We start from the raw sequence: 24,227 nt of genomic DNA on the forward strand, positions 1-24,227 counted from the left end.
ATAATGGTTACAGTGATTTAGGAAAGGGATGCAGTCATGAAGAAAGTCATCGTCGTAGGCTCAGGAATTCTTGGGGCTTCCACAGCGTATCAATTGGCTAAACGGGGTGCGGAAGTTCTTCTTATAGACCGGAAAGATCGAGGGCAGGCTACGGATGCTGCTGCCGGGATCATCTGTCCCTGGTTATCTCAGCGCCGTAATCAGGATTGGTATCAGCTTGCCAAAGCGGGTGCACGTTTTTATCCCAGCTTGATTGAAGAACTCAAGAGTGAAGGGGAAACAGAAACGGGTTACGCTCAAGTGGGTGCTCTTAGTATTCATACGGATGTGGACAAAATCAACAAGATGCAGGAGAGGGCACACCTTCGTAAAGAAGATGCACCGGAGATTGCCGATATTACCCGTCTAGATGCAAAAGAAACTCATGAGCGTTTTCCTCTTCTGGAGGGGAGCTTTCAGTCCGTCTACATCAGTGGTGCTGCGCGTATCGATGGACGTGCACTTCGTGATGCCTTAATCCGATCGGCTCAACGAAATGGAGCGGTCCTGATTCATGGGGACGCGACACTTCAATATGAATCGGACCGAGTGACTGGAGTGGTTGTGGACGGTAAAGTCATATCGGCTGACGAGGTTATCGTGTGTGCCGGCGCTTGGGCTAATGAACTGTTGAAGCCCTTGGGCATTGATTTTAAGGTTCATTATCAGAAGGCGCAAATTATGCACTTACAGGTTCACGATCGAAAGGACACTGAGAACTGGCCTGTAGTCATGCCTCCTTCGGATCAATATCTGTTAGCCTTTGATCAACAGAAGATTGTGATCGGAGCGACTCACGAAAATGATATTGAAGGATACGATACAAGAGTAACCGCAGGCGGAATGCAGGAAATTTTGAATAAAGGATTGGAACTGGCTCCCGGTTTAGCTGATAGCACGTTTCAGGAAGTAAGAGTAGGATTTCGTCCATTTACACCAGGTTTTCTTCCGGTAATGGGTGCTGTTCCAGGTTGGAATGGCTTGATCGCAGCTAACGGGCTTGGAGCGTCTGGGCTAACGATGGGGCCTTTTATTGGCAGTCAACTGGCCAAATTGGCTTTGGGTATGGATTTGGATATCGATATTCAGCCATATGACCTTGGAAAAGCAATGGATGATCAGAATTGAGGTGAACTATGACGTATTCACAGCGCTTAACTCACGGCTACTCCTCAGACATCATCTATCTGGAGCATCAGATTGCCATCGCAGAGGAGGAATTGGCAAAAGCTGAGGAAAATCGGCGGGCATACGAATCGGATTTAGATCAGTTAAGAACGTCTCCCGGGTATCATTCAACTTCAGCAACGAACGTCTCTAATGAGGAAAAATGGGTCGATGAGTTAAACAAATTGCAAAGTATGATTAAAGATATCCGGACCCGACTTAAAGACTTGCAAGAAGATTTAGGGGAACTTGAAGATTAATAGGAATGGATTGACATTTGGAAAAACACATGTTGTAATAAGCCTGAGCTATTTGCAGGGGGACTGTTCGCAGTTGAGAAGGTTAAAACCTGACCCTTTGAACCTGTTAGTTAATACTGACGTAGGGAGCAAATAACATGTACTCATGTTATTTTGCCCTTGCCGAAAATAGGACAAGGGCTTTTTGGTCTGCATTTTGGAAGACAGAACGCGATAGCTGGATGTGAAGCGGGGACATTATAATTTTAATAAAAGGAGAAATGATCATGTCATTTTCAAGAACGTTAAAAGATAAGTCCAGAGCCGTATGGGAAGATGGATACAACCATCCTTTTTTACACGAAATGGGGAAAGGCACACTGGATCGGGAAGCGTTTAAGTTTTATCTTCTTCAGGACTATACATATCTGATTGAATATGCGAAGATTTTTGCCATGGGTGCGGTGAAGGCGACAGATGAAAAACTGATGACGAACTTTACGGTGATTCAACACGCTATTCTGTACGAAGAAATGGATTTGCATCGAAAGTATATGAATGAATTTGGGATTGCGCTGGATGAAAATCATGCTGTCAAACCCTCTCTATACAACAAGGCGTATACGTCGAATATGATGAGTGTTGCACAAACAGGTGGGGTTGCCGAAATCATCGCCGTCATTTTCCCTTGTGCGTGGACGTATTACGACTATGCTACAAGATTAAAAGAACAATATCGAGATTCATTAGAGGGCAATTTCTATCAGACCTGGATCGAAAATTATGCAAGTGATGACTTCCGCGACTCATTCGAATGGTTCTATGATACACTGGATGCATTATGTGAACATAAAACCGAGCTGGAGCTGGAGGCCTTAGAAGACATATTCAGAAGAAGTGTTGAATTTGAATATCTGTTCTGGGATATGTCGTATAAACGGCAACTCTCGTACTTCTGATGAATGCAATCTACTACAACCAGAGATAAGGATGAACATACAGATGGACAATCGTGAGGAACGTATCTATTTGCGATTTTTGAACGTGGAGGACGCGCCGACATTGCTGGATTTGCAGTTCCGTAACCGGGCTGTTTTCGAAGAGATATCGGCAAGTGAACGATCGGAGACGTTCTATACACTGGAGGGTCAAGTTGCACTTCTCGAAGGTTGGAACAAGGCCAGGGAAGAAGGGAAACGTTACTCTTTTGGAATCTTCCTGAACAATACACATGAGCTCATTGGAGAGATTTCTCTGTTCGAACTTGAACTGGATTCCATAGCCAAATGGATTGTTGGTTATGTGCTAGATCAAGTGCAGAATGGCAAGGGATACATGAGTGATGCCCTTCGGCTAGCACTGGATTTTGCTATGAATGAAGCGGGAATAAAACGAGTGGAGGCAGGTGCACTTCCCGACAATGCCGGATCAATTCGAGTGTTGCGTAAAGCGGGCTTCCAGGAAACAGACCGCCAGAATATTAAAATCAAGGGAAGTTGGAAGGAACATGTGATGTTTGCAGTGGATTTGCAGTAGATTGTTGAATACCGTAACGTGAACCACCTAAATCATCCAGGGGGAACTTATGAATAAACGGAAACAAATGTTATTGGACTCAGCACTTGTGCTCTTTGAGAAACATGGAGTAACCAACACCTCCATACAGATGATCCTAGACGAGTCAGGTGTGTCCAAAGGAACATTTTATAAATTCTTTGGTTCCAAAGATGATTGTATTCTTGCCATTCTGGAGCAGCGTGTACAGGAAGATATGATAATTCGCAAAGATTTGGAGAGCCAAAGCTATGCATCCGATTTTGACTTACTGGTAGATCAAATTATGGTGCCGATGATTTTGCCGGAAAAAAAGCTTGTTGTGGAGCTATTCTGGACAGGCTTCTACTCTGGAGAATGCAATCTAGAGAACTTGACTCGTATGCAGTTAAATTGGTTATCTGAACGACTGGTACAGGTATTTGGTGAAGAATTAAAACCCTTTGCTTATGAAGGAGCTATTTTTGGTTTTGGCATGATCCATCAAATCTCGAATATGTGGAGAAACTTCCATCTTGCCCAACCGAATTGGAACCATCTTGTGCCCAAAATCCTGAACTACATTGAAATTTTGCTTCGTTCCATGCTGGAAAGGCAAGAGCATATTGTTGATTTTCCAAGTCTGTTGGTGATCGCTCCTGATTCCAAAGAAATTGCGGTGGATAAAAACAATCTGATTGCTGGTCTTCAAAAATTCAGTCATTCTATTCTCCACTCGGAAGTATCTATTAAAGCGAAAGAACTGACCAAAGGACTGCTTGCTTTAGTCGAGCAGAAAGAGATCAATATTTCCATGTTGGAAGTAACGCTGCAGGCGTTTCAAACGGAATTTGAATCGTCTTCTATGAATTGCGAAGCTAGCAGAATTGTCAAAGACTGCGGCTTATATCTCGAACAAATCAGGCAGGTTCCGATGGAGAAAACGAAATAGAACACGTTAGCGCAGCGGTTCTCACTGAAGTGCAGAGGCTTCTGTTCATTTGTAATACACAAAAAAAGCGGCAGATTGGACGTAAAGCGTAGGGTCCTGATCTGCCGCTTTTTATATAAGATACATAGGCTCTACATGATGTAATTCATGTAAATGTTGTTCTTAATTTGTATTCATCGAGACTTTTTGTCTTACAGGCTGCTTGGAGTCTTCCTCCGTCGCTTGTTTGGTACGTTTAATGAAGAAGGAAAGCAGCAATCCGAGAACGGCAATGCCGATAATGACAACATAAGCATCATTAATTCCCTGGATCATGGATTCCATTCCCAACTGTTGCTGGGTTAAACCTTTGGCTGCACCCGTTGCCACCATGTCCTGTACATGTGCCGTTGTGCGACTAGTCATTACACTTACGAGCAATGAAGTACCCACAGCGCCAGCTACTTGTCTGACGGTGTTGGATATCGCTGTACCATGCGGCCCAAGTCTTGGAGGCAGTTGATTCAAACCTGCCGTTTGGATAGGCATCATGAGCAAGGCCATACCAATTCGGCGACCTGTTGACATTAAGACAAGGTAAGTATAACTTGTAGAATCGGTTAGATCGATGAAACCAATAGTGGTTACGATCGTGATAACCATCCCGATAATTGCCAGCCATTTTGCGCCAAACCGGTCAAACAATCTACCTGTTATTGGCATCAGGAAGCCCATGACAAGCGCCCCTGGAAGCAACAATAATCCGGACTCCAATGCCGTGTAACCCCGTGCATTTTGGAGGTATAAAGGAAGCAACATCATATCAGCATACATGATCATCGTGATCGCGATATTAATGACCGTGGTCAGTGAGAACATATTATACTTGAAAGCACGCAGATCGAGCAGCGGATTTGTAGACGCGAGCTGTCTCCATGTGAACAGTCCAAGAGCAATTACTCCTGCTGCAAGGCATATGATGACTTCTGCGCTTGACCATCCCAGACTTCCCGCCCGACTGAAACCATACAGCAATGCACCAAATCCAATTGTGGACAGCAACACGCTAAGTGTGTCGAACTTGAGTTTGATTCGTTCCGATACATTTTTAAGATATACAAACGCAAAACCAATAACAATAACGGTTAGTGGGATCATTCCGTAAAACATCGTTTGCCATGTGTAGTTCTCAAGAATATATCCAGCAAGGGTTGGCCCAATCGCTGGAGCGAAAATGATGGCAAAACCGACCATACCCATCGCTGCTCCCCTTTTCTCAGGAGAGAACAGGGTTAGAATGACATGCATCAACAATGGCATGATAATACCAGCACCAGCTGCTTGAACCATACGTCCTGTCAACAATGTACCGAAATTACTCGCAAGGGCAGATATAATCGTACCGATGAGGAAAATAAACATCGAAGCTTGAAATAATTGCCGTGTCGAAAAGCGTTGCATGAAATAGGCCGTGACAGGAATGAGTACACCATTCACCAGCATGTAGCCTGTCGTAAACCATTGGGCTGTTGCTGCTGAGATATTAAAATCCCCCATCAGCTCCGGAGTTGCCACGCTCATAACGGTTTGATTCAATGTGGCAAGAAATGCACCCAAAATCATAACAAACAGTATGGGGCCCTTTTTTACGTCATCTCTTTCTTTTAATCTAGCCTGACTCAATCCATTCCATCCTTTCAATCCACACGTGACTAAATTTACAACGTGTTGTATAGTTTACATTGTATTTATTGAATTATATACATATTCCCGGAGATTACAATTTACGATTTTGGGTATTTTCGTTGCTTATTTTACGAAAAAATAAAATATGTCGTCTAATTCGGAAATAAACGACTGATCATTTAAAATTGTAATTTTTAAAATTTGAGGAGTGATTTTGCATGAAGAACGAAAAAAAGTCTGCTACAGATCCTCGTATACTTCGTACAAGACAGTTGATTCGTGATGCTTTTGTAGATCTATTGCAGGAAATGGACATCGAGAAACTATCCGTCAATCGGATTGCAGAACGAGCGACGATCAACCGCGTGACCTTCTATCTGCATTATCGGGATATCACAGACATGATGGAGAAAATGGCGGATGAGATGATTGAGCACATTGAACGGATTGTGGACGAACATGCTCCTCAATTTGAAGATGCTGCCAAAGATGATGGTTGGCCAGTTCTAGTGAAATTGCTTGAACACTTTGCTGACCACTCCAAATTCTATCGCGTCGTTCTCGCGTCAAGAAGAACCCCCATTTTTACGGAGAGACTATTGAAATTGCTAACGAAACTTGTTTCAGCCAAGATCGAAAGTTTAGAGTTGGGAAGCACACTTGAACAAGCAGGTATTCATAAGGAGATCGCCATCTGGTACAGTTCCTCAGCCCTGATTGGGACCATTGTATCCTGGCTTCGCAATGATATGCCTTATGCACCGCATTTTCTAGCCAAACAGTTCTCTTTAATTCGTGCTTATTCTTACAATGACTTGATATAACAAAAAAACATCCAGCTAAAGTCAGAATCAACTTACGCAGATGTTTTTTAAGAATTTAACGGCCTACGCTCCTGTCGGAGTTCGTAATATCATATACAGCCCGATGAGTGCTGCCAGAGCACCAAAAATAATGCCAGACAGTCCATTGTAAAAGGTGGGATCTCCTTTGTATGAAAATGACATGATCGCAGTTTGTGTTAATGAAAGTGAGATCAATGATGAAGAGAAGTTCGTCAGTTTGATGGCTTCAATGACCGGTTCATTATTCCGTCTCGCCATAATGGCGCCCCCTAGAGAAACCGCGATTTCGGTAAAAGTGACTGCAGCTATGATGAAGGCGACATAGTGAGGATAATGTGTTCTACTGCCTGTAACAAATAATAACTTACTGCAATAAATGATGTACACCGCACTAGAAGCGAGCACAATATTGCCTATAAATCGGTATGCAGCGTATTGTTTTTTTAGGATTTCCTCCGGGCTGGAATCATCAAGATTCGAGTCCTCATGTGCTTTTGCTGCGTGATACTTGGCAACAGCAATGCCGATATTATAAAAAGCGTTAATGCATAAAAAGAAGGAGAGGGTAAAAATCCCTAAAAGTATTTTCCCAACTGCGATAAGGGCATTTAGTGGAATAGATAATTTTGCAAAGTAGATAATGCGATTATTTTTAACTTTAAAGACAGATTCTCCGCTATTCAATGGACGTATCCAATTCACTTTATCCCTCCCGAAAGAAACCCCGATGTGCAAACAATGAGTCTAGTGTTCAAGCATACCATAGTAAACCATATGGTCCACGTATTAGGTTTAGACATGTTCATGCTTACCTATCTGTAATCCTGTATTATAACCGTTAAGAACTTAATTTTCGTCATAAATGAACTATTAGTATAAAAATACACCTTAAAATATCCAAAATATGAATATAGTTCAAAAGTTTCATTCCAAATAATATACGGTTAGTATAAAATGGTTGTGCGCTGAACTGTCAATTCATGTGCCAACCAAAGGAGGAATGAAAAGGAAACGAAGAACTGGAGTGACGCCGTGGCATGATTATCAGAGACATGGAAGAAATCCCTCTTTGCACTGGATAAAAATAGTTTTAAGGCGGTGTTTGGATGTACAAAGAAGTGATTCGAGTTCACGATATAACCAATTTTCAGTCCAGATCGGAAGAGTTTTTTCCACTTCACTGGTTTCGGAAAATGTTGTCGGAAAAACCTGTTTACTATCATGAGGGTACGGATACCTGGAATGTATTCAGATATGACGATGTCAAGCAGGTACTAAGCAATCATGAATATTTTTCATCCGAAGGATCAAGAACAACCATTTCTGTTGGGGCGAAAAACAAGGAAGGCACACCGCCGGACAAAATGAATATTTCAAGCATAGATCCACCGCGTCATCAAAAAAGCCGTTCGTTGCTTTCTGCTGCTTTTACCCCCCGCAGTTTAAAAAACTGGGAGCCGCGTATTCGGAACATTGCCAAGCAACTGGTGGAGGATATCGAACTCAATACAACGGTTGACATCGTGCAAGCTCTGGCAGCACCATTGCCTTCCATGGTTATGGCTGATTTGCTGGGCATACCGCTGAAGGACAGCCACCGCTTCAAAAGCTGGGTAGATATTCTGTTTCAACCCGCCAATAGAGAAAATGCAGAGGAAATGGAACTGAAAAAGCAAGTCGCGGCACAGGAGTATTATCAGTTCCTTTATCCCATTGTCGTTCAGAAACGGTCTCAGCCTGGCGACGATATCATTACAGACCTGTTGAAAGTGGATGTGGACGGGGAGAAATTTTCCGACGATGAGGTTGTTCGAACCACGATGCTTTTGCTGGGGGCTGGTATCGAAACCACCAGTCACATGGTTTCCAGTACATTTTATTCTTTTCTCTATGATGACCCCAACTTGTATGTTCAATTACGGGAGAACCCTGAGTTGATCCCACTTGCGGTGGAAGAGATGCTTCGTTATCGCTTCCATAATGCCAAGCGACATCGGACCGTTAAGAAAGATAATAATCTCTTGGGTGTAGAATTGAAAAAAGGGGATGTCGTTATCAGCTGGATGAGTGCGGCGAATATGGATGAAACAATATTTGAAAATCCATTCGATTTGAACATTCACCGTCCCAATAACAAAAAACACCTTACCTTTGGGAATGGTCCGCATTTCTGTCTAGGTGCTCCACTGGCAAGAATGGAATTAAGCGTTGCTTTGACTGCATTTGTAGAAAAAGTACCCTTCATCGAATCAGTTGAGTCATTTGAGTTGGAAAACAACCTTACCGTCTCGGCTCCAGGCCAGTCCCTGACATACTTGCCTGTGAAGATTGTTCATTAAGAAGAAGATAACTATCATACAGTCCAAATAACAAAAGCCGTAGATTGGATGTGTACCAACATCTGATCTACGGCTTGTATATCGTTCAAGTTTTTTCTGAGATGTTTACATAACAGAGTAGAGAGGGTCATACAACAGTAACTATACAATATTATATGAGAAGAGAAGATCACATTAGAGGAGGTTGCGATGAAGACTCGAAGTGGTCTTCTTTGTGCATCATGTCTCTGTTTTCGTTAGGAAGGGAGAACTGCTGAGCTAAAAGCTGCTGTTCCTTGATGAGAAGATCAACTTTATGGTGCAGATGGTCCAATTGTTTGTTGTAGTGTTTGTACGTGTAGAATCCGATCACAGCCTTAATCGCGAAGAAAATAACAGCTGCCGTAATAATCAATATATAGTTAGAAGCAATATGCCTGATCCAGCTATTGAGTTCACTTATCACGTATAACACTTCCTTTCACAAGAAATGCAGATTACTTCTATTCATTGCCTTCGTTATAGGAAAGATTACGTGGAAAATGTTCTCAGATGTATTCCTTCGAAAGCAGGATGGAGCATAGCAACATTGTGTTTATTCCTGTTATTAAGTAGAATTATTTTAATTAATATTTTCCAAAGGAGAGCAAATACGTGCTGGAACTTAGCTTTAACGACCCGGAAAAACTGGTAACTGTAACCCACGCCTTGTCGACTCGTTCCCGGATTGACATTCTCCAGCTTCTTAATGCCAACAAATTAAACATAATCGAAATTGCCGAAGCACTTAACCTGCCCGTGTCAACGGTAGCCAACCATATTAAAGTGCTGGAGGCGGCCAATTTAATACATACGGAAATGCTCCCAGCCTCTCGTGGGGCCATGAAAGTTTGCAGCCGTAATTATGATGATATTCATATTGCCCTGGATCGAGTGAGTTCCTTTCCCACACGGGATACGAATGTCTATGAAGTTCAGATGCCGATAGGGCATTACAGCGACTGTGAAGTTGCGCCAACATGCGGCATGGCGAGCACGGAGGAGATGATTCTGAAGGAAGACGACCCGGCAAGCTTCTATCATCCTAAGCATATTGATGCTCAGATCATTTGGCTGGCAAAAGGTTATCTTGAATATTTGCTTCCAATGGATATTCCGCAAGGTGCAACGATTGAATCTTTGGAATTGTCCATGGAAATCTGTTCTGAAGTAGCAACGTATAACAATGATTGGCCCTCGGATATTTCTGTTTGGGTGAATGGCACTGAGATCGGGATGTGGACTAGTCCAGGAGATTTGGGCGACCGCCGAGGTAAACTGAATCCGGCATGGTGGTCAGATGGTTCCACACAATACGGCATTCTCAAAAAATGGCGTGTGGACGACAACATGACCATGCTAGACAAGGAGAAAATTTCGGATGTGTCCCTGTCAGATCTTCATCTTGAGGATAAACACAAGTTAAGATTACGCATTGGAATTCATCCGGATGCTAGGCATCAGGGAGGCATGAACCTGTTTGGCAATGAGTTCGGAGATCATGAACAGAACATTATTATGCAGGTAAGGTATACGATGAATGCAGGTGATAAGGATGCGAGATATGCCAAATAACGGTACTTCATTTATCGTGAGTATCGAGCGTTTTAAACCGAACTTGTTTCATCTGGAGCAACACGTTCCAATTACCTGGAGCTTATTCAGTCCACCCGATTATCTCAAATTGACGAAGGTAAACGGAAAATCATCTGGTCACCGGAGCCTGGCGGGCGTTATAGCTATCATTTGTGGGCACCAGAAATCCATTTTTTGAACGGAAAATGGTACATATACTATACGGCCAATGATGGGGGAGGGGACGATTCACGGCGGATTTGCGTGCTGGAGAATGAAAGCCCAAATCCCATGGATGGCGATTGGGTATGGAAGGGGCTCTGGACACTCCTGTCCCTGGTCTGGATGGTACCGTGCTGAAATTGAGTGCTCAATTCTATTTTCTGTACGCAGTCTACGGTCATTTTCCGGACTATGGGTCAGCGATCTATATTATGCGGATGTCTAATCCTTACACATTGACAGGTGACCATGTGCTGTTAACAGCTCCAACCTTTTCGTGGGAAAAGCAAGGCGGGATGGCGATTAATGAAGGCCCGGTTATGCTGCATCGAAATGGACGAGTCTTTCTGATTTTCTCGGCCAGCACAACCTGGACGGAAGATTATGCACTTGGCATGTTAACCATGAATGAAGAAGATGATCCAATGCTAGCTTCATCATGGACCAAATCCCCGCAGCCTGTTTTTTGGAAGAGTACGGAGAATGGTGTATATGCCACAGGGCACAACAGCTTTACTACATCACCGGATGGTCTGGAGGACTGGATCGTATTTCATGCTCTTCCGGCACCGGGTGCTGATACTGGTTTGCGGGCTACGCGCATTCAAAAATTTGAATGGAACAGGGATGGAACACCTGATTTTGGTGTGCCTTTCAGCGATGATCATGCGCTCCAAGTTCCATCGGGAGAGTAAGACATAAGACTTGAGAATAGGGGATAGGTATGCCTAAAGTTACAACTATTTTGTAATTAATAGCGAAGTAGATAAATGATTGGGTGAAAACGAATGCTTTCATTAGACAAAGAAAGTAATAATTATTTTGGCTTTAAACTGGATTTTTCCGCATTTTAACTATGTTTTAATGGTGTGACCTAGTGAATAATAGACTTTCCAATGCTGTTTGAATGAGATGTAAGCAAGAACACCAGATATATTTTGTTACAAGAAAATAAATTGAAAACGTTGACATCTAATTATTGTGTAATTATACTTTGATTCAAATACAGAACAAATATTGCACCATTGTTGTGTCCACCATTCCAATACTGATGGTATACCCTTTCCTGCAAAAGTACTTTGTAAAAGGAGTATATATCGGTTCAATCAAAGGCTAATAGGAGTGATTTACGTATGAATAAAGACAAGATGACATTGACACCACGACCGGAATATCCTCGTCCTCAGTGGGTACGTAACCATTGGATCAATCTGAACGGAACTTGGCAGTTCGAAATGGATCATGGAAAAAGTGGAAAAGAACGGGGTTATGAACAGTCCGAACATGACCTCTCTGGGACAATCACTGTTCCGTTCTGTCCAGAGAGTAAACTGTCCGGGGTGGGCTATACCGATTTTATGGCAGCAGTATGGTATAAACGCGAGTTCTCCATCCCGGATGCCTGGATGAATGGGCGCATTTTGCTTCATTTTGGCGCTGTTGATTACGAAGCCGAGATCTGGGTCAATGGAAAAGCCGTTGGTAAACATCGGGGAGGCTATTCGCCATTCCATTTTGATATCACATCCCATGTTTCGTCGGGAACGAATGTAGTCACGGTTTATGCGGAAGATGATGTGCGTTCAGGACTTCAGCCGCGAGGCAAACAGAGCGAACGCTTTCATTCACATGGCTGCGATTACACGCGGACGACCGGCATTTGGCAAACGGTGTGGCTGGAGCAAGTGCCAGAGGTGTATCTCTCCGACATGAAAGTCGCGGCTGATCCGGATAATGCATGCGTGCACCTTGAAGTGAAAATATGCGGTAACACTGCTGGAGGAGAGCTGGCTGCAACAGCCCACTTTGACGGCAAGAATGTTGGATCGGCAACGGCGGTTATTCATGGACCTGCTGTGAAGCTTACCGTCCCATTATCCGAAATCCACTTATGGGAGCCGGGGCATGCCCAATTGTATGATTTGGAGTTGAAGCTGCATGGGCAGGATCAGACCATCGATACGGTAGGCTCGTATTTCGGACTGCGGACGGTAAGGTTGGATGGTATGGCATTTCGTATTAATGAGAAGTCTGTTTTTCAGCGGCTTGTGCTGGATCAGGGCTTTTACCCGGATGGCATCTACACGGCACCTAGCGACGAAGATCTGCGCAAAGACATCGAGATTTCCATGGGGCTTGGCTTTAATGGAGCGAGATTGCACGAAAAGATGTTTGAGCCGCGTTTCCTGTATTGGGCTGATCAGCTGGGTTATCTGGTATGGGGAGAACATGCCAACTGGGGACAGGATATTACAACGACCGAAAGCCTTGCCCGGTTTTTGCCAGAATGGATGGAAGGTATGGAACGCGACTTTAATCATCCATCACTTATCGGTTGGTGTCCGTTCAACGAAACGTGGGATCGTGATGGAACCCGGCAGGATAATGATGTGCTACGCATTGTCTATGAGATGACCAAACGTATGGACCCGACACGTCCTGTCATTGATACCAGCGGTAACTATCATGTGGTGACGGATATCTTCGATTTGCATGACTATGATCAGAACCCGGAAACGTTCCGTGCCAGATATGAACCGATGAAAAGCGGTGGAGAAGTATTCAATACGTTTCCGGAGCGGCAGACGTATGAAGGGCAGCCCTATTTTATTAGCGAGTATGGCGGTATCTGGTGGAATCCGGATCAGCAAGATGAGAAAGCTTGGGGCTACGGGGACAGACCGCAATCCGAAGAAGCTTTCATTGCACGTTATGAGGGATTAACCAATGTCCTGCTGGACCATCCGAAAATGTTCGGGTTTTGTTATACCCAGCTATATGATGTGGAACAGGAAGTGAATGGACTGTACACCTATGACCGCCGTCCCAAATTCGACCCGGAAACGATTCGTCGCATTAATTCCCGCAAAGCTGCCATTGAAGATTGAACGTTGAAGGTCAGGTACACGCATGATTCATAATCCTATAGGGAGCGTGACTGTAGATGAAAATAATGAATTACAGGAACAAATTGTTGCTGGCCTTATGTGCATTTCTTATTTTTCCAATGGGACAGACGACGCATGCTGCGACCGTTCAGAATAACTTCTACAATGTCGTGATGCAGGATGGAGCTGATCCATGGGTCTACAAGCACACAGATGGATTCTATTATTTCACCAAAACAACAGGTGGTAACGTTACCATCTGGAAGTCAGCTCAATTAACAACCGTTGATGCGGCTCCAACCACAGTGGTGAATACTGGCTGTTGCGGCATCTGGGCTCCAGAGCTTCATTACATCAATGGTGCTTGGTACATCTATTATGCGAAGGATGATGGAGACAACGTTAATCACCGCATGTATGTTATGGAAAATACGTCAGCTGATCCTACACAGGGAACCTGGCAATACAAAGGACAGATTACGGATCCCACCAACAAGTGGGCTATCGATGGGACGGTATTGCAGGCGAACGGACAGCTCTACTTCATCTGGTCGGGCTGGGAAGGAGATACGAATGTAAGGCAGAATCTGTACATTGCCCATATGAGTAATCCCTGGACGATCGATTCAAATCGCGTGGAAATTGCACGACCAACCTATAAATGGGAAACCAATCATTCCCCGAATGTAAATGAAGGGCCGCAGGTGATCGTTCGAAACGGAGTTATCAGTCTAGTCTACTCTGCAAGTGGCAGTTGGACCAACGACTATTGTCTGGGGCTTATTACCGCTAACGCCTCAAGCAATTTGCTGAATCCGGCATCCTGGAACAAGCGCAGTCAGCCTATCTTCCAATCAGGGAACGGCTTGTATGGTCCCGGTCATCATTCCTTTACGAAATCGCCTGACGGGACTGAGGACTGGATCATGTACCACACAGCGAAATCCAATAATTCCGGATGGAATCGTGAGATTCGCTTACAGAAGTTCACCTGGAATGCCGACAATACCCCGAGCTTTGGTACACCGGTGAATCCCAACGCACCTATTGCTCTACCTTCGGGAGAAAAGTCAATCGTTCGATATGAAGGAGAAGAGGGAACCTTTGGTGGGATCGCTTATGCATCCCAGAGTCCTTCTGGTTCAGGCGGCATGAAAGCTGGTCATATCGATACGGCGGACAGCTATGTAGAATTTAACGTCAATGCAGCAGCTACAGGGCAATATATTCTCCTGGCAAGGACGGCGAATGGTACAGCAGGTGGAAATTGGTCTAACCTGCTGCTGAGTGTGAATGGAGGTACAGCCAGCCCATTCTACATTACGAACAAGGGATGGGAGAACTGGGGACTGTCTACAGCAAGAGTTCAGCTAAAGGCTGGTGTGAACAAAATTCGTTTCTCCAAAGGTGAAGGATACGGAGAACTGGACTTCTTTGATATCAAACCTGTAGATTAGAGAATGATAAATCCGATTCGAACCCTGCCGGTGTCCATTTGGACCTTGGCGGGGTTTTGTGATTTGAAATTGAAAACTTTCCGATTCCATTCATATTCAGTTCATAAAAGTACGATATTCTTCCCCTATAAACGATATGGGAGGAACCACAATTGACAAACATACAGCAAAGAACAACAGGTAATGAACTTGGAGATTGGGCCATTGAAGCAGAGGGGCTTGTAAAAATCTTTGGAGATAAGCGTGCAGTGGATGGTGTGAATCTAAACGTGAAGGCAGGTACAATCTACGGTGTACTGGGCCCGAATGGAGCAGGGAAAACAACAACAATTCGGATGCTGGGTACACTGCTTCGGTCCGATGGAGGATCAGCCAAAATATTTGGGCATGATGTGGTGAAGGAGTCACATATTGTACGCCAGCTGATTGGACTTACAGGACAATACGCATCGGTTGACGAGTCACTTAGTGCCAACGAAAATTTGATGATATTTTCACGGCTCCTGGGTCTAGGCCGCGCAGAATCGAAACGCAAGACCGCTGAGCTGCTCGAAGAATTCGGCTTGACGGAGGCGGCGAAACGTCCGATCAAAGGGTTCTCGGGAGGCATGCGCCGCCGTCTGGATCTGGCAGCAAGCCTTATTGCTCAGCCGCCGCTGATCTTTTTGGATGAACCGACAACTGGACTTGACCCACGGACACGTGCACAGATGTGGAATACGATTCGCCAATTGGTCAAGACTGGTTCAACAGTGCTTCTGACCACACAATATCTTGATGAAGCGGATCAACTGGCAGACCGCGTTGCCGTAATTGATCAGGGTCATGTTGTGGCCGAAGGTACGGTAGATGATTTGAAAGCTTCCGTTGGCACTGCCTCCCTTCAACTGCGCATCCAGGAACCGACACGGATTGAACACGCCCGTCAGATTGTGGAGCAGATCCTTCGGACAGATTCCAGCGTATCAGCGGAAGCAGGGAAGATTACTGCGCCGATGGCTAATGCGAATATTGCAGCAGATCTGCTGATTGCCTTTCGTTCCGCAGGCATTGATCTGGCAGAGATGAGTGTCCAGAAACCTACACTTGATGAAGTATTTCTTACCATTACGGGCCAAGATGCGAGTGGCAATACGTCTCATACGTCTCAAGAATCAAAAGCAGTGGAGGAGTTGCAAGTATGAACAGTACAATAGCGAAACAAAACCCAAGCCGTAAGCTGAGAAAATACACAAGCTTTGGGCAAACCGTCCGGAATTCCTTAACGATGGCTTATCGCGGGATCTTGAAGGTTAGACGAACACCAGAGCAATTATTCGATGTTACCCTACAGCCGATCATTTTCACATTGATGTTTACGTACATTTTTGGCGGTGCAGTCTCGGGAAACATTCAAGCTTATTTGTTGGTCATTATTCCGGGTATACTTGTGCAGACGGTAATTACAAGCTCAGTCGTTACTGGCGTGCAATTGCGTGAGGATATGGATAAAGGGGTATTCGACCGATTCAAATCATTGCCTATAGCACGTATTGCGCCATTGGCCGGAGCATTGCTGGCGGACACGATCCGATATACCATTGCAACAATCCTTACCTTTGCGATTGGATATCTATTGGGATATAGCCCTGCGGGTGGATTGGGTCATGTCGCCTTGGCAGGATTGCTGGTTATTGTGTGCGCTTGGGCGATCAGTTGGATTTTTGCTTTTCTCGGTGTTATTGCACGTACAGCGTCCAGTGTACAAGGGATTTCCATGCTCGTATTGTTTCCGCTCACCTTTGCTTCGAACGCTTTTGTTCCGGTAGATACGATGCCAAATTGGCTTCAGTGGATTGTTAATGTCAATCCGATATCCCATTTGGTCTCAGCTGTACGGGATTTGGCGAATCAAGGGACAATGGGCACAGATTTGGTGACTAGCCTTGCTGGAGCGGCAGTTATTGTAGCCATTTTTGCACCATTAACAGTACGGGCATATATGCGCAGAACGTAATTGGAAATCATAAAATTTTCTAAAAATGTGGAGTTATCAGGAAAGAGACGTTATGCCTTGTGGTATAAGGTCTTCTTCTTGACAGAATGTGGAGTATAAGGCAAGGTTGAAAAAAATGGAGGTGGTCACGTTGACAAGCATATTGGTCGTTGATGACGACCCGCATATCCGAGAGCTGGTAGGACATTTTTTACAGCAGGAGGGTTTGCATGTAATTGAGGCTGTTGACGGTTTGGATGCACTGCGATTACTAGCTGACCATAAGGTCGACCTCGTCGTTCTCGATATTATGATGCCAGGCATGGACGGATGGGAATTGTGCCGCCAGTTGCGGCAGCAGACGGATCTGCCGCTCCTGATGTTAACAGCCAAAGGAGAAACCTCGCAGATCATCAAAGGTTTTACCCTTGGGACGGATGATTATCTGGTGAAGCCTTTTGATCCGCTGGTGCTGGTTGCACGAGTAAAGGCTTTATTGAAACGATATCGGATTATGACTTCACAAGTGATCCTGCTTGGTGAACTGGTCCTGCGGGGGGATACGTTTGAGTGCAAGAAAGGCGATCAGGATATTGTGTTGCCACGTAAGGAATTTGAACTGCTTTTCACCCTTGCGAGTTACCCTGGCAAGACCTTTACACGTGATCAGTTAATCGAAAAGATCTGGGGTTATGATTACGAAGGGGACGAGAGGACAATTGATGTGCATATCAAGAGGCTTCGTGAACGGTTTCCGGAGGAAGAGCATGCTTTTGTCATTCGTACTATGCGAGGTTTAGGCTATCGCCTGGAGGTACGGCAATGAAGCAGGAGGCTGGATTTCTTCATATTGCCAGAAACGTCATTCTGGTATCTCTGGCCCTGTTTGCCTGCTGGACAGCAGCTTTCTACCTTACGAGATATGTGTATTCCTTTGTCCCATGGGAACCGCATGAATTGCTTGCTTTTCTGATTAATGCCATGCTTGGGTTCATTTTCTTCGGGATATGCATTTCAATCATCGGTCCGCTGGTTAAAGGCAGGCAGTATGAATTTTTTAATGAGATGATTCAGGCACTGAAAAGCATTTCCCGGGGGGATTTTCGTGTGAATCTGGATGCAGAATTTGCCAATAGAAACGGGAGACAGAGAAATCCCCATCCGTTTGTGCAGTTAGTTGAAAGCATCAATGACATGGCGGCAAATCTCAAAGTGATGGAAGATTTGCGTCAGGAATTCATCTCCAATGTATCACATGAGATCGGATCGCCGCTCACGTCAATCAGCGGGTTCGCCAGAGCGCTGAAAAATAAAGATATGGACCAGGAGAAACGGGAAAAGTATCTGACGATCATTGAGACGGAATGTGTTCGTTTGTCCAGACTGAGTGATAATTTGATGAAGCTCGCTGTTCTGGATTCATCCGAGCATGCATCACATAAAACATCTTACCGATTGGATCGGCAGTTGGTAACTCTGGTTCTGGCCTGCGAACCCCAATGGGATGACAAGAAAATAGATATGAACGTAGAGCTGGAAGAAGTTGAAATCTTGGCTGATGAGGACTTGATGATTCAGTTATGGATCAACCTGATTCATAATGCAATCAAGTTCACGCCAGAAGGCGGCAAAATTGATGTTTTCCTTACGCAAGGTGAAGGCAAGGTTAGTGTGCGTATTACTGACAATGGACCCGGCATCACCAAGCAGGATCAACTTCGTATATTTGAACGCTTCTACAAAGCAGATCAATCCCGTACACGTGCCTTGGGCGGCAGTGGGTTGGGTCTGTCCATCGTGCATAAAATTGCGGAGATGCATGGGGGTATTGTCTCCGTGTTCAGTGAACCAGGAGAAGGTGCGACATTTACTGTACAGCTACCTGTCCATTCAGAATAATAAAAAGGGTAATTGATGGACGTTGTCCTCAATTACCCTTTTTATTTCAATTAATTCGGCTGTTATTGTACAAAATAAGGTATATAATCGATAAGCTACAGGGTAGCCAATACATAAGGCCGTAAGGAGTGTGCAGTCTGCTGATATCCTCCACTCACCAACAACGTCTGATTGATGTGATGAATTCATTACCGGTACAACCAAAGTACTCCAAAGCAGAGCTGCTGATTAATGATCTGAAATTAAGCTCAGCGGGAGAGGTGGAGATGTTCTACTCTCCACATAATGAATATATCAATCCTTCTGCAAAAGTCATGCTTGTGGGCATCACACCAGGCTGGCAGCAAATGGAGATTGCATATAGAACGGCTATCCAGGCTTTGAAAGCACACAAATCATATGAGCAAGCCTGTAAAGAAGCCAAAATAGCAGCAAGAATGGCCGGCTCCATGCGTAGCAATTTGATTCAGATGCTCCAGGAAATAAGCTTGCATGAATATTTAAAAGTGCCCCATGTGCAAAGGCTGTTTGAAGCAGATTGTATATTGTTACATACAACTTCTCTGGTTCGATATCCGGTCTTGGTGAATAAGCAAAATTACAATGGACATCAGCCTTCTATTACTCAAAATAAATTTTTGTATCAAGCTGTACTTGAATCATTTCTGCCTGAAGTTGAACAGTTAAAGCATCCTCTTATTATTCCATTAGGAAAGTCGGTGGAGGCTGTACTCCATCAATTGCTAGATGAACATCGGTTAGTTGAAGGGAAAATTTTATGGGGGTTCCCTCATCCATCTGGTGCCAACGGCTCTCGTGTGAAACAGTTTCTTCATAACAAAGCGGGGATGCAGAGCATTCTGAGGGGATGGCGTGATTAAATTTCTTGCGTGTTTCTTGCTTTTTACAAATTCAATAATAGTATAATGATTACGACTACATGACATGGAAACAGGAAAAGAGGAAACAAATGCCTACAATACTAGTTGCTGACGATGATCCGAACATTCGTGAACTCGTCTGTTTATTTTTGAGAAATGACGGATTTGAAACGGCTGAAGCTGCGGATGGGAAGGAGGCACTGACCGTTTACGGCTCAACACATGTCGATCTTGTTGTGCTTGATATCATGATGCCTATCATGGATGGTTGGACGTTATGTAAGGAGCTACGAAGAGCCAATCCTGATCTTCCGTTGCTCATGCTGACGGCGAGAGGGGAGACCTGGGAGAAAGTGAAGGGATTCGAACTGGGAACCGATGATTATCTGACGAAACCGTTTGATCCGTTGGAGCTCACGGCTCGTGTTCGAGCATTACTGAAACGATACAAAATCGGCTCCACGCAGACGATCCATTTCGGCAACGTCATCCTGGATCGACAAACCTACAAGGTGACGAGCGGAACAGAGTCGCTTACGTTGCCGCTGAAGGAGTTCGAATTGCTCTATAAACTCGCTGGAACACCCGGACAAGTCTATACACGTGAGCAATTGATCGATCAGATCTGGGGCATTGATTACGCCGGTGATGATCGAACAGTAGACGTACATATTAAACGCCTGCGTGAACGATTCGCAACAACAGCCGATTTTCGGATCGAAACGGTGCGAGGTCTGGGGTACCGGCTTGAGGTTTACGAATGATTAGATCGTTATATATCCGTGTGGTCCTGACATTTCTGGTCTCCGTCATCGCCGGCACGGTCATTTCTTTTTTTGTGTCCACGATGATATTCGAAGATCAATTGAATGAAAATGCTCAAATTAACATACGTAACTTCGGCCAGGATATCGTGCAGATTTACAAGACCCTTCCATTAAGTGAAGCAGAATCGTACGTTAGTGGAATGAAGCTACTGAATTCATATCATATTCGAATTTACGATGCAACGGGTCAGTTCCAGTCGTATGGAAAGCTTAACGGACATAAATCGGCCACGGTGACGAAAGAGCAACTAAAGAAAGTGCTAGATGGAGGCGTAGTTCAGGACAATCCGAATGGTATTGCAACAGTTCTTTTAGGTTTGCCGGTGAAAACGGAAATGGGAGCGAAAGCCATGTTTTTTGAGACACTCACTCCCCCATCTTCATTGTTTGTCGTCCAATGGGCTTCGATCTTTGCAACCTGTTCATTGATTGCGGGAAGTATTATCATTCTGATTGCTTCCATATTTTTGGTTAGACCGATCAAAAAACTGACAAAAGCAACGAAGCGGATCGCTGCTGGAGATTTCAACGTCAAGTTGAATATTAAGCAAACCGGAGAACTGGGCACACTGGCGCGCAGTTTTGAAGAAATGATTCATGATTTGCAGCAGTTGGAGCAGATGCGCAGGGAATTTGTAACGAATGTGTCACACGAGGTTCAATCTCCGCTGACTTCGATATCCGGTTATGCTCAAGCACTGAAACAAGTAAATCTCTCAGAGCAAGAAAGAAGCCGATATCTTGAGATTATCATCGCTGAGGCGAAGCGGATGTCCAAAATGAGTGATAATCTGCTCAAGCTAAGTATGCTTGAATCGCAGTCGCAGCAACCACGACTTAGCACACTTAGCCTGGATGAACAGATCAGGCGGGTCATTGTAACTCTCCAGCCGCAATGGTCTGCTCGCAACATTCACTTTGAGCTCGATCTCCAAGCTGTTAAAGTATTGGCTGATCACGACCAGCTGAACCAGGTATGGACAAATATTCTCAGCAACGGTATTAAATTTTCCAAAGATGGCGGCGTAATTCACGTCAGCACCAAGCAGGATATCAAGATCGTGACTATTCGAATCTCCGACACAGGTATCGGTATCCCCCTTGAAGACCAGAAGCGCATATTCGAACGATTTTTCAAGTCGGATCGTTCTCACAGTCGCAAGTATGATGGCAGTGGTATGGGACTTGCTATCGTTAAACAGATTGTATCGCTTCATCAAGGGGACATACGAGTAGAAAGTGAACCTGGTCAAGGAACGACCTTTATTGTCACGTTGCCCATCACTCCACCAACGGAATAGTTAGGCTTATAGGATAAGGTGAATGTGTAGAATATTCATCCGATTGTCTAAACCATATTTTCAGGCCACGTTTCACATGCAAGCTCCCTCGCATGTGAAACGTGGTCTTATTTTGTTAGTTCATATTCCGTTCATATTGTCGTCATGATGAGGACATCTTTGTTGGTTAGTCTTGAATTAAAGGTTTGTTACAGCCATTAAACAGATGAGACAGGAGCAGATGAGTGTGACACAAGAAACCGAGAAGAAACAGTCGGGTCGATCCAAAACAAAGAAAGTATTAAACATTTTGCTTAAAGTATTTGGTGCAATCGTTATAGTCATCCTACTTTTCGTGGCCACCGTGTATAGCGTTAACAAAATCAGCAGTCATTCGGAGCAAAAAAGAATGGAAACGTATGGACAGCGTGTATCTGTAGATGGAAAACAGATGAATATCAGCATTCAAGGAAAAGGAGAAGAAACGATCGTCCTTTTACCAGGGTTTGGAACAGCATCACCCGCACTTGATTTTAAGCCACTTATTTCAGAACTATCCCCCTATTATAAAGTCGTCGTGGTTGAACCTTTTGGTTATGGATTGAGTGATCAGACCGAAAGGGAGCGCAGTACAGCAAATATCGTAAGTGAAATCCACGAAGCGCTGCAAAGTCTTCATATTGATCGGTATATTCTCATGGGTCATTCCATTTCCGGGATCTATAGCCTGGATTATGTGAACAAATATCCAAACGAAGTAAGTGCATTTGTCGGACTGGATAGCAGTGTTCCAACGCTTAGTGAACAAAAGATTGATTCGTCAGATACACAACCGATTAAATGGTTCCGTAACTTAGGTTTCGCGCGATTACAATTAAAACTGAGTGCTGACCCTTATGATGGACTGCCTTATGATGAGCAGACTAAAGAACAATTGAACATTTTGATCCGAAAAAATATGTATAATACCACTCAATTAAATGAGGCAGAGAGTATGTATTCCAACTTTAAAGCAGCTGAACAGCTAACGTTCCCTGTTAATCTGCCGGTTCTTTTCTTTGTTCAAAAGAATCATCCGGCAGCGGAGAATTGGATTCCTGAACACGAGAAGTTAATAAAGGATTCTGTACATGGTGAAGTGGTGCTGCTGGAAGCAAATCATTATCTGTATCGTTCCCATGCCAAAGAAATTGCGGAAAACTTTATGGGATTTATGAAGGAAATCCAATAATGTGTTCACGGAAATTTATCCGACAATGACGTCTCCGTAAATTTATTAATTTATTTGCTTGTTCATATTCAGTTCATATTGATGTCACGGGGAGTACATTTTCATTGGTTAAGATTTCATTAGCAGCAAAGAAGAAAGCCGAACTAACAGTTCAAGACAGGAGAAGATGAGAGTGACACAGCCAGAGGAAAAGAAAGCGAAGAATGGATCGAGGGCCAAGAAAGTACGGAATATTATACTTAAAATACTAGGAGCAATCGTAATCGCCATTATTTTGTTTCTAGGTATTGTTTATATCACGAATGTGATCAGTAGCAATTCCGAAGCGAAAAAGATTGAGCCTTATGGTCAGCACGTATCTGTAGACGGGAAAAATATGAATGTGCTCATTCAAGGTGAAGGCAAGGAAACGATTGTGCTTCTGCCTGGTTTTGGAACAGCAACACCAGCGCTTGATTTCAAGCTGCTTATTGATGAATTATCTCCATATTACAAAGTTGTTGCAGTTGAGCCTTTCGGTTACGGATTAAGTGATGGAACAGAAAAAGAAAGAACTACAGAAAATATCGTAAGTGAAGTTCATGAAGCTCTGCAGCAACTTGATATTCATCAGTACATGCTCATGGGTCACTCTATTGCAGGCATTTACGGCATTGATTATGTGAACAAATATCCGGATGAGGTAACTGCCTTCGTCGGTATTGACAGTAGTGTTTCCACCCAACCAAGTATTACAGATGCGAAGTTCCCATTAAAAACGTTTGCTCTTCTCAGAAATACAGGTCTCTTAAGATTAATGATGAAAGTGAGTGCAGACCCCTATGAGGGACTTGCATTTAATGGTCAGACGGTTGAGCAGATGAAAATGATCTCGAATAAAAACATGTATAATCCCACGTCATTAAACGAGATGGATCATATTTATTCCAATTTTAAAGGTGCTCAAGGTTTAACCTTCCCTACAGACCTTCCACTTCTTCTCTTTGTACAAGCAAATAATGAAGGTGTAGAAGGATGGATACCGCTGCATGAAGGGCAGATCAAAGATTCGGTACATGGGAAAGTAATCACAATGGATGGTTCACATTATTTACACCATACTCAATTCAAAAAAATTGCTGAAGACGTTAGAGCTTTTATGAACGAAGCAAAATAAATATGGTGTAAACGTACACGCTTTGACTTAACAGGTGTG

At 44.0% G+C, this 24,227-nt stretch carries 25 protein-coding genes, 1 pseudogene and 1 riboswitch; of the genes and pseudogenes, 23 read left to right on the forward strand and 3 right to left on the reverse strand.

Annotation, left to right across the window (positions count from 1 at the left end; all coding sequences use genetic code 11):
* The first annotated feature begins 36 nt into the window (after positions 1-36).
* The 5 genes from HP548_RS20895 (at position 37) to HP548_RS20915 (ending at position 3,930) form a co-directional block, all read left to right on the forward strand.
* The gene (locus tag HP548_RS20895; protein ID WP_175382712.1) at positions 37-1,167 is read left to right on the forward strand and encodes an NAD(P)/FAD-dependent oxidoreductase; all 1,131 of its coding nucleotides are present in this window, start codon (positions 37-39) and stop codon (positions 1,165-1,167) included.
* A gap of 8 nt (positions 1,168-1,175) precedes the next feature.
* A complete protein-coding gene (locus HP548_RS20900; RefSeq protein WP_175382713.1) occupies positions 1,176-1,466 on the forward strand; it encodes a hypothetical protein in 291 nt (96 codons plus the stop codon).
* A gap of 46 nt (positions 1,467-1,512) precedes the next feature.
* A riboswitch (TPP riboswitch) is annotated at positions 1,513-1,611 on the forward strand.
* Between the two features lie 121 nt (positions 1,612-1,732).
* Positions 1,733-2,404 carry a thiaminase II gene (gene tenA / locus HP548_RS20905; RefSeq protein WP_175382714.1) on the forward strand — a complete coding sequence of 224 codons (672 nt, stop codon included), beginning with the start codon at positions 1,733-1,735 and terminating at the stop codon, positions 2,402-2,404.
* Between the two features lie 43 nt (positions 2,405-2,447).
* Positions 2,448-2,981, forward strand: a complete 534-nt coding sequence (locus tag HP548_RS20910; RefSeq protein ID WP_076288385.1) for a GNAT family N-acetyltransferase — start codon at positions 2,448-2,450, stop codon at positions 2,979-2,981.
* Positions 2,982-3,030: 49 nt separating this feature from the next.
* Positions 3,031-3,930 carry a TetR/AcrR family transcriptional regulator gene (locus HP548_RS20915; RefSeq protein ID WP_175382715.1) on the forward strand — a complete coding sequence of 300 codons (900 nt, stop codon included), beginning with the start codon at positions 3,031-3,033 and terminating at the stop codon, positions 3,928-3,930.
* A gap of 162 nt (positions 3,931-4,092) precedes the next feature.
* Here the strand turns inward: HP548_RS20915 and HP548_RS20920 are convergent, their stop codons facing one another.
* Positions 4,093-5,532 (reverse strand): DHA2 family efflux MFS transporter permease subunit, encoded by a 1,440-nt coding sequence (locus HP548_RS20920; RefSeq protein ID WP_099854619.1) that lies wholly within the window; start codon positions 5,530-5,532, stop codon positions 4,093-4,095.
* 281 nt (positions 5,533-5,813) lie between these two features.
* Between HP548_RS20920 and HP548_RS20925 the strand changes: the two genes are divergently transcribed.
* The gene (locus HP548_RS20925) at positions 5,814-6,419 is read left to right on the forward strand and encodes a TetR/AcrR family transcriptional regulator (RefSeq protein WP_099854365.1); all 606 of its coding nucleotides are present in this window, start codon (positions 5,814-5,816) and stop codon (positions 6,417-6,419) included.
* A gap of 63 nt (positions 6,420-6,482) precedes the next feature.
* On the opposite strand, the gene HP548_RS20930 is transcribed toward HP548_RS20925, so the two are convergent.
* Entirely contained in the window at positions 6,483-7,142 is a 660-nt protein-coding gene (locus tag HP548_RS20930) for a hypothetical protein (RefSeq protein WP_099854363.1), read from the reverse strand.
* 404 nt (positions 7,143-7,546) lie between these two features.
* Between HP548_RS20930 and HP548_RS20935 the strand changes: the two genes are divergently transcribed.
* Positions 7,547-8,779 (forward strand): cytochrome P450, encoded by a 1,233-nt coding sequence (locus tag HP548_RS20935; RefSeq protein WP_099854361.1) that lies wholly within the window; start codon positions 7,547-7,549, stop codon positions 8,777-8,779.
* A 169-nt stretch (positions 8,780-8,948) separates the two neighbouring features.
* Here the strand turns inward: HP548_RS20935 and HP548_RS20940 are convergent, their stop codons facing one another.
* Entirely contained in the window at positions 8,949-9,224 is a 276-nt protein-coding gene (locus HP548_RS20940; RefSeq protein WP_099854359.1) for a hypothetical protein, read from the reverse strand.
* A gap of 188 nt (positions 9,225-9,412) precedes the next feature.
* Here HP548_RS20940 and HP548_RS20945 point away from each other — a divergent pair, with 188 nt between their 5' ends.
* From HP548_RS20945 to HP548_RS21005, 16 genes and pseudogenes are all read left to right on the forward strand, one after another.
* Positions 9,413-10,372, forward strand: a complete 960-nt coding sequence (locus HP548_RS20945; protein WP_175382716.1) for an ArsR family transcriptional regulator — start codon at positions 9,413-9,415, stop codon at positions 10,370-10,372.
* A complete protein-coding gene (locus HP548_RS33950) occupies positions 10,362-10,571 on the forward strand; it encodes a hypothetical protein (protein ID WP_343054899.1) in 210 nt (69 codons plus the stop codon). Before HP548_RS20945 ends, HP548_RS33950 begins: the two co-directional genes overlap by 11 nt.
* Positions 10,481-10,732 (forward strand): family 43 glycosylhydrolase, encoded by a 252-nt coding sequence (locus HP548_RS33955; protein ID WP_343054919.1) that lies wholly within the window; start codon positions 10,481-10,483, stop codon positions 10,730-10,732. Before HP548_RS33950 ends, HP548_RS33955 begins: the two co-directional genes overlap by 91 nt.
* Positions 10,681-11,289, forward strand: coding sequence for a family 43 glycosylhydrolase (locus tag HP548_RS20950; protein WP_343054900.1), 609 nt, complete (start codon positions 10,681-10,683; stop codon positions 11,287-11,289). The genes HP548_RS33955 and HP548_RS20950 overlap by 52 nt, the downstream gene beginning before the upstream one ends.
* Positions 11,290-11,606: 317 nt before the next feature.
* Positions 11,607-11,711 (forward strand): annotated as a pseudogene (locus HP548_RS33435) (carbohydrate ABC transporter permease); the annotation flags it as partial.
* Positions 11,712-11,727: 16 nt separating this feature from the next.
* A complete protein-coding gene (locus tag HP548_RS20955; RefSeq protein WP_281364901.1) occupies positions 11,728-13,482 on the forward strand; it encodes a glycoside hydrolase family 2 protein in 1,755 nt (584 codons plus the stop codon).
* 56 nt (positions 13,483-13,538) lie between these two features.
* Positions 13,539-14,939, forward strand: coding sequence for a family 43 glycosylhydrolase (locus tag HP548_RS20960; protein WP_175382717.1), 1,401 nt, complete (start codon positions 13,539-13,541; stop codon positions 14,937-14,939).
* A 161-nt stretch (positions 14,940-15,100) separates the two neighbouring features.
* Positions 15,101-16,123, forward strand: coding sequence for an ATP-binding cassette domain-containing protein (locus HP548_RS20965; RefSeq protein ID WP_076288872.1), 1,023 nt, complete (start codon positions 15,101-15,103; stop codon positions 16,121-16,123).
* The gene (locus tag HP548_RS20970; protein ID WP_076288394.1) at positions 16,120-16,935 is read left to right on the forward strand and encodes an ABC transporter permease; all 816 of its coding nucleotides are present in this window, start codon (positions 16,120-16,122) and stop codon (positions 16,933-16,935) included. Before HP548_RS20965 ends, HP548_RS20970 begins: the two co-directional genes overlap by 4 nt.
* 130 nt (positions 16,936-17,065) lie before the next feature.
* The gene (locus HP548_RS20975; RefSeq protein WP_099854353.1) at positions 17,066-17,740 is read left to right on the forward strand and encodes a response regulator transcription factor; all 675 of its coding nucleotides are present in this window, start codon (positions 17,066-17,068) and stop codon (positions 17,738-17,740) included.
* The gene (locus HP548_RS20980) at positions 17,737-18,813 is read left to right on the forward strand and encodes a sensor histidine kinase (RefSeq protein WP_175382718.1); all 1,077 of its coding nucleotides are present in this window, start codon (positions 17,737-17,739) and stop codon (positions 18,811-18,813) included. Before HP548_RS20975 ends, HP548_RS20980 begins: the two co-directional genes overlap by 4 nt.
* A gap of 128 nt (positions 18,814-18,941) precedes the next feature.
* A complete protein-coding gene (locus HP548_RS20985; protein ID WP_343054901.1) occupies positions 18,942-19,694 on the forward strand; it encodes a hypothetical protein in 753 nt (250 codons plus the stop codon).
* A gap of 89 nt (positions 19,695-19,783) precedes the next feature.
* Positions 19,784-20,458: a response regulator transcription factor gene (locus tag HP548_RS20990; RefSeq protein ID WP_175382719.1), complete on the forward strand. Its 675-nt coding sequence runs from the start codon at positions 19,784-19,786 to the stop codon at positions 20,456-20,458.
* Entirely contained in the window at positions 20,455-21,822 is a 1,368-nt protein-coding gene (locus tag HP548_RS20995) for a sensor histidine kinase (protein ID WP_175382720.1), read from the forward strand. The genes HP548_RS20990 and HP548_RS20995 overlap by 4 nt, the downstream gene beginning before the upstream one ends.
* A 220-nt stretch (positions 21,823-22,042) precedes the next feature.
* Positions 22,043-23,032 carry an alpha/beta hydrolase gene (locus HP548_RS21000; RefSeq protein ID WP_175382721.1) on the forward strand — a complete coding sequence of 330 codons (990 nt, stop codon included), beginning with the start codon at positions 22,043-22,045 and terminating at the stop codon, positions 23,030-23,032.
* Positions 23,033-23,204: 172 nt separating this feature from the next.
* Positions 23,205-24,188, forward strand: a complete 984-nt coding sequence (locus HP548_RS21005) for an alpha/beta hydrolase (RefSeq protein WP_099854347.1) — start codon at positions 23,205-23,207, stop codon at positions 24,186-24,188.
* Positions 24,189-24,227: the final 39 nt, after the last annotated feature.

This window comes from Paenibacillus taichungensis, assembly GCF_013359905.1.
Classification (GTDB): domain Bacteria; phylum Bacillota; class Bacilli; order Paenibacillales; family Paenibacillaceae; genus Paenibacillus; species Paenibacillus taichungensis.

Bases quoted from the DNA above. Each gene is read 5' to 3' on its own strand.
- HP548_RS20895 (WP_175382712.1), top strand. From the start codon at position 37: ATGAAGAAAGTCATCGTCGTAGGCTCAGGAATTCTTGGGGCTTCCACA.
- HP548_RS20900 (WP_175382713.1), top strand. From the start codon at position 1,176: ATGACGTATTCACAGCGCTTAACTCACGGCTACTCCTCAGACATCATC.
- tenA (WP_175382714.1), top strand. From the start codon at position 1,733: ATGTCATTTTCAAGAACGTTAAAAGATAAGTCCAGAGCCGTATGGGAA.
- HP548_RS20910 (WP_076288385.1), top strand. From the start codon at position 2,448: ATGGACAATCGTGAGGAACGTATCTATTTGCGATTTTTGAACGTGGAG.
- HP548_RS20915 (WP_175382715.1), top strand. From the start codon at position 3,031: ATGAATAAACGGAAACAAATGTTATTGGACTCAGCACTTGTGCTCTTT.
- HP548_RS20920 (WP_099854619.1), bottom strand. From the start codon at position 5,532: ATGATTTTGGGTGCATTTCTTGCCACATTGAATCAAACCGTTATGAGC.
- HP548_RS20925 (WP_099854365.1), top strand. From the start codon at position 5,814: ATGAAGAACGAAAAAAAGTCTGCTACAGATCCTCGTATACTTCGTACA.
- HP548_RS20935 (WP_099854361.1), top strand. From the start codon at position 7,547: ATGTACAAAGAAGTGATTCGAGTTCACGATATAACCAATTTTCAGTCC.
- HP548_RS33950 (WP_343054899.1), top strand. From the start codon at position 10,362: ATGCCAAATAACGGTACTTCATTTATCGTGAGTATCGAGCGTTTTAAA.
- HP548_RS20950 (WP_343054900.1), top strand. From the start codon at position 10,681: ATGGAAGGGGCTCTGGACACTCCTGTCCCTGGTCTGGATGGTACCGTG.
- HP548_RS20955 (WP_281364901.1), top strand. From the start codon at position 11,728: ATGAATAAAGACAAGATGACATTGACACCACGACCGGAATATCCTCGT.
- HP548_RS20960 (WP_175382717.1), top strand. From the start codon at position 13,539: ATGAAAATAATGAATTACAGGAACAAATTGTTGCTGGCCTTATGTGCA.
- HP548_RS20970 (WP_076288394.1), top strand. From the start codon at position 16,120: ATGAACAGTACAATAGCGAAACAAAACCCAAGCCGTAAGCTGAGAAAA.
- HP548_RS20980 (WP_175382718.1), top strand. From the start codon at position 17,737: ATGAAGCAGGAGGCTGGATTTCTTCATATTGCCAGAAACGTCATTCTG.
- HP548_RS20990 (WP_175382719.1), top strand. From the start codon at position 19,784: ATGCCTACAATACTAGTTGCTGACGATGATCCGAACATTCGTGAACTC.
- HP548_RS20995 (WP_175382720.1), top strand. From the start codon at position 20,455: ATGATTAGATCGTTATATATCCGTGTGGTCCTGACATTTCTGGTCTCC.
- HP548_RS21000 (WP_175382721.1), top strand. From the start codon at position 22,043: ATGAGTGTGACACAAGAAACCGAGAAGAAACAGTCGGGTCGATCCAAA.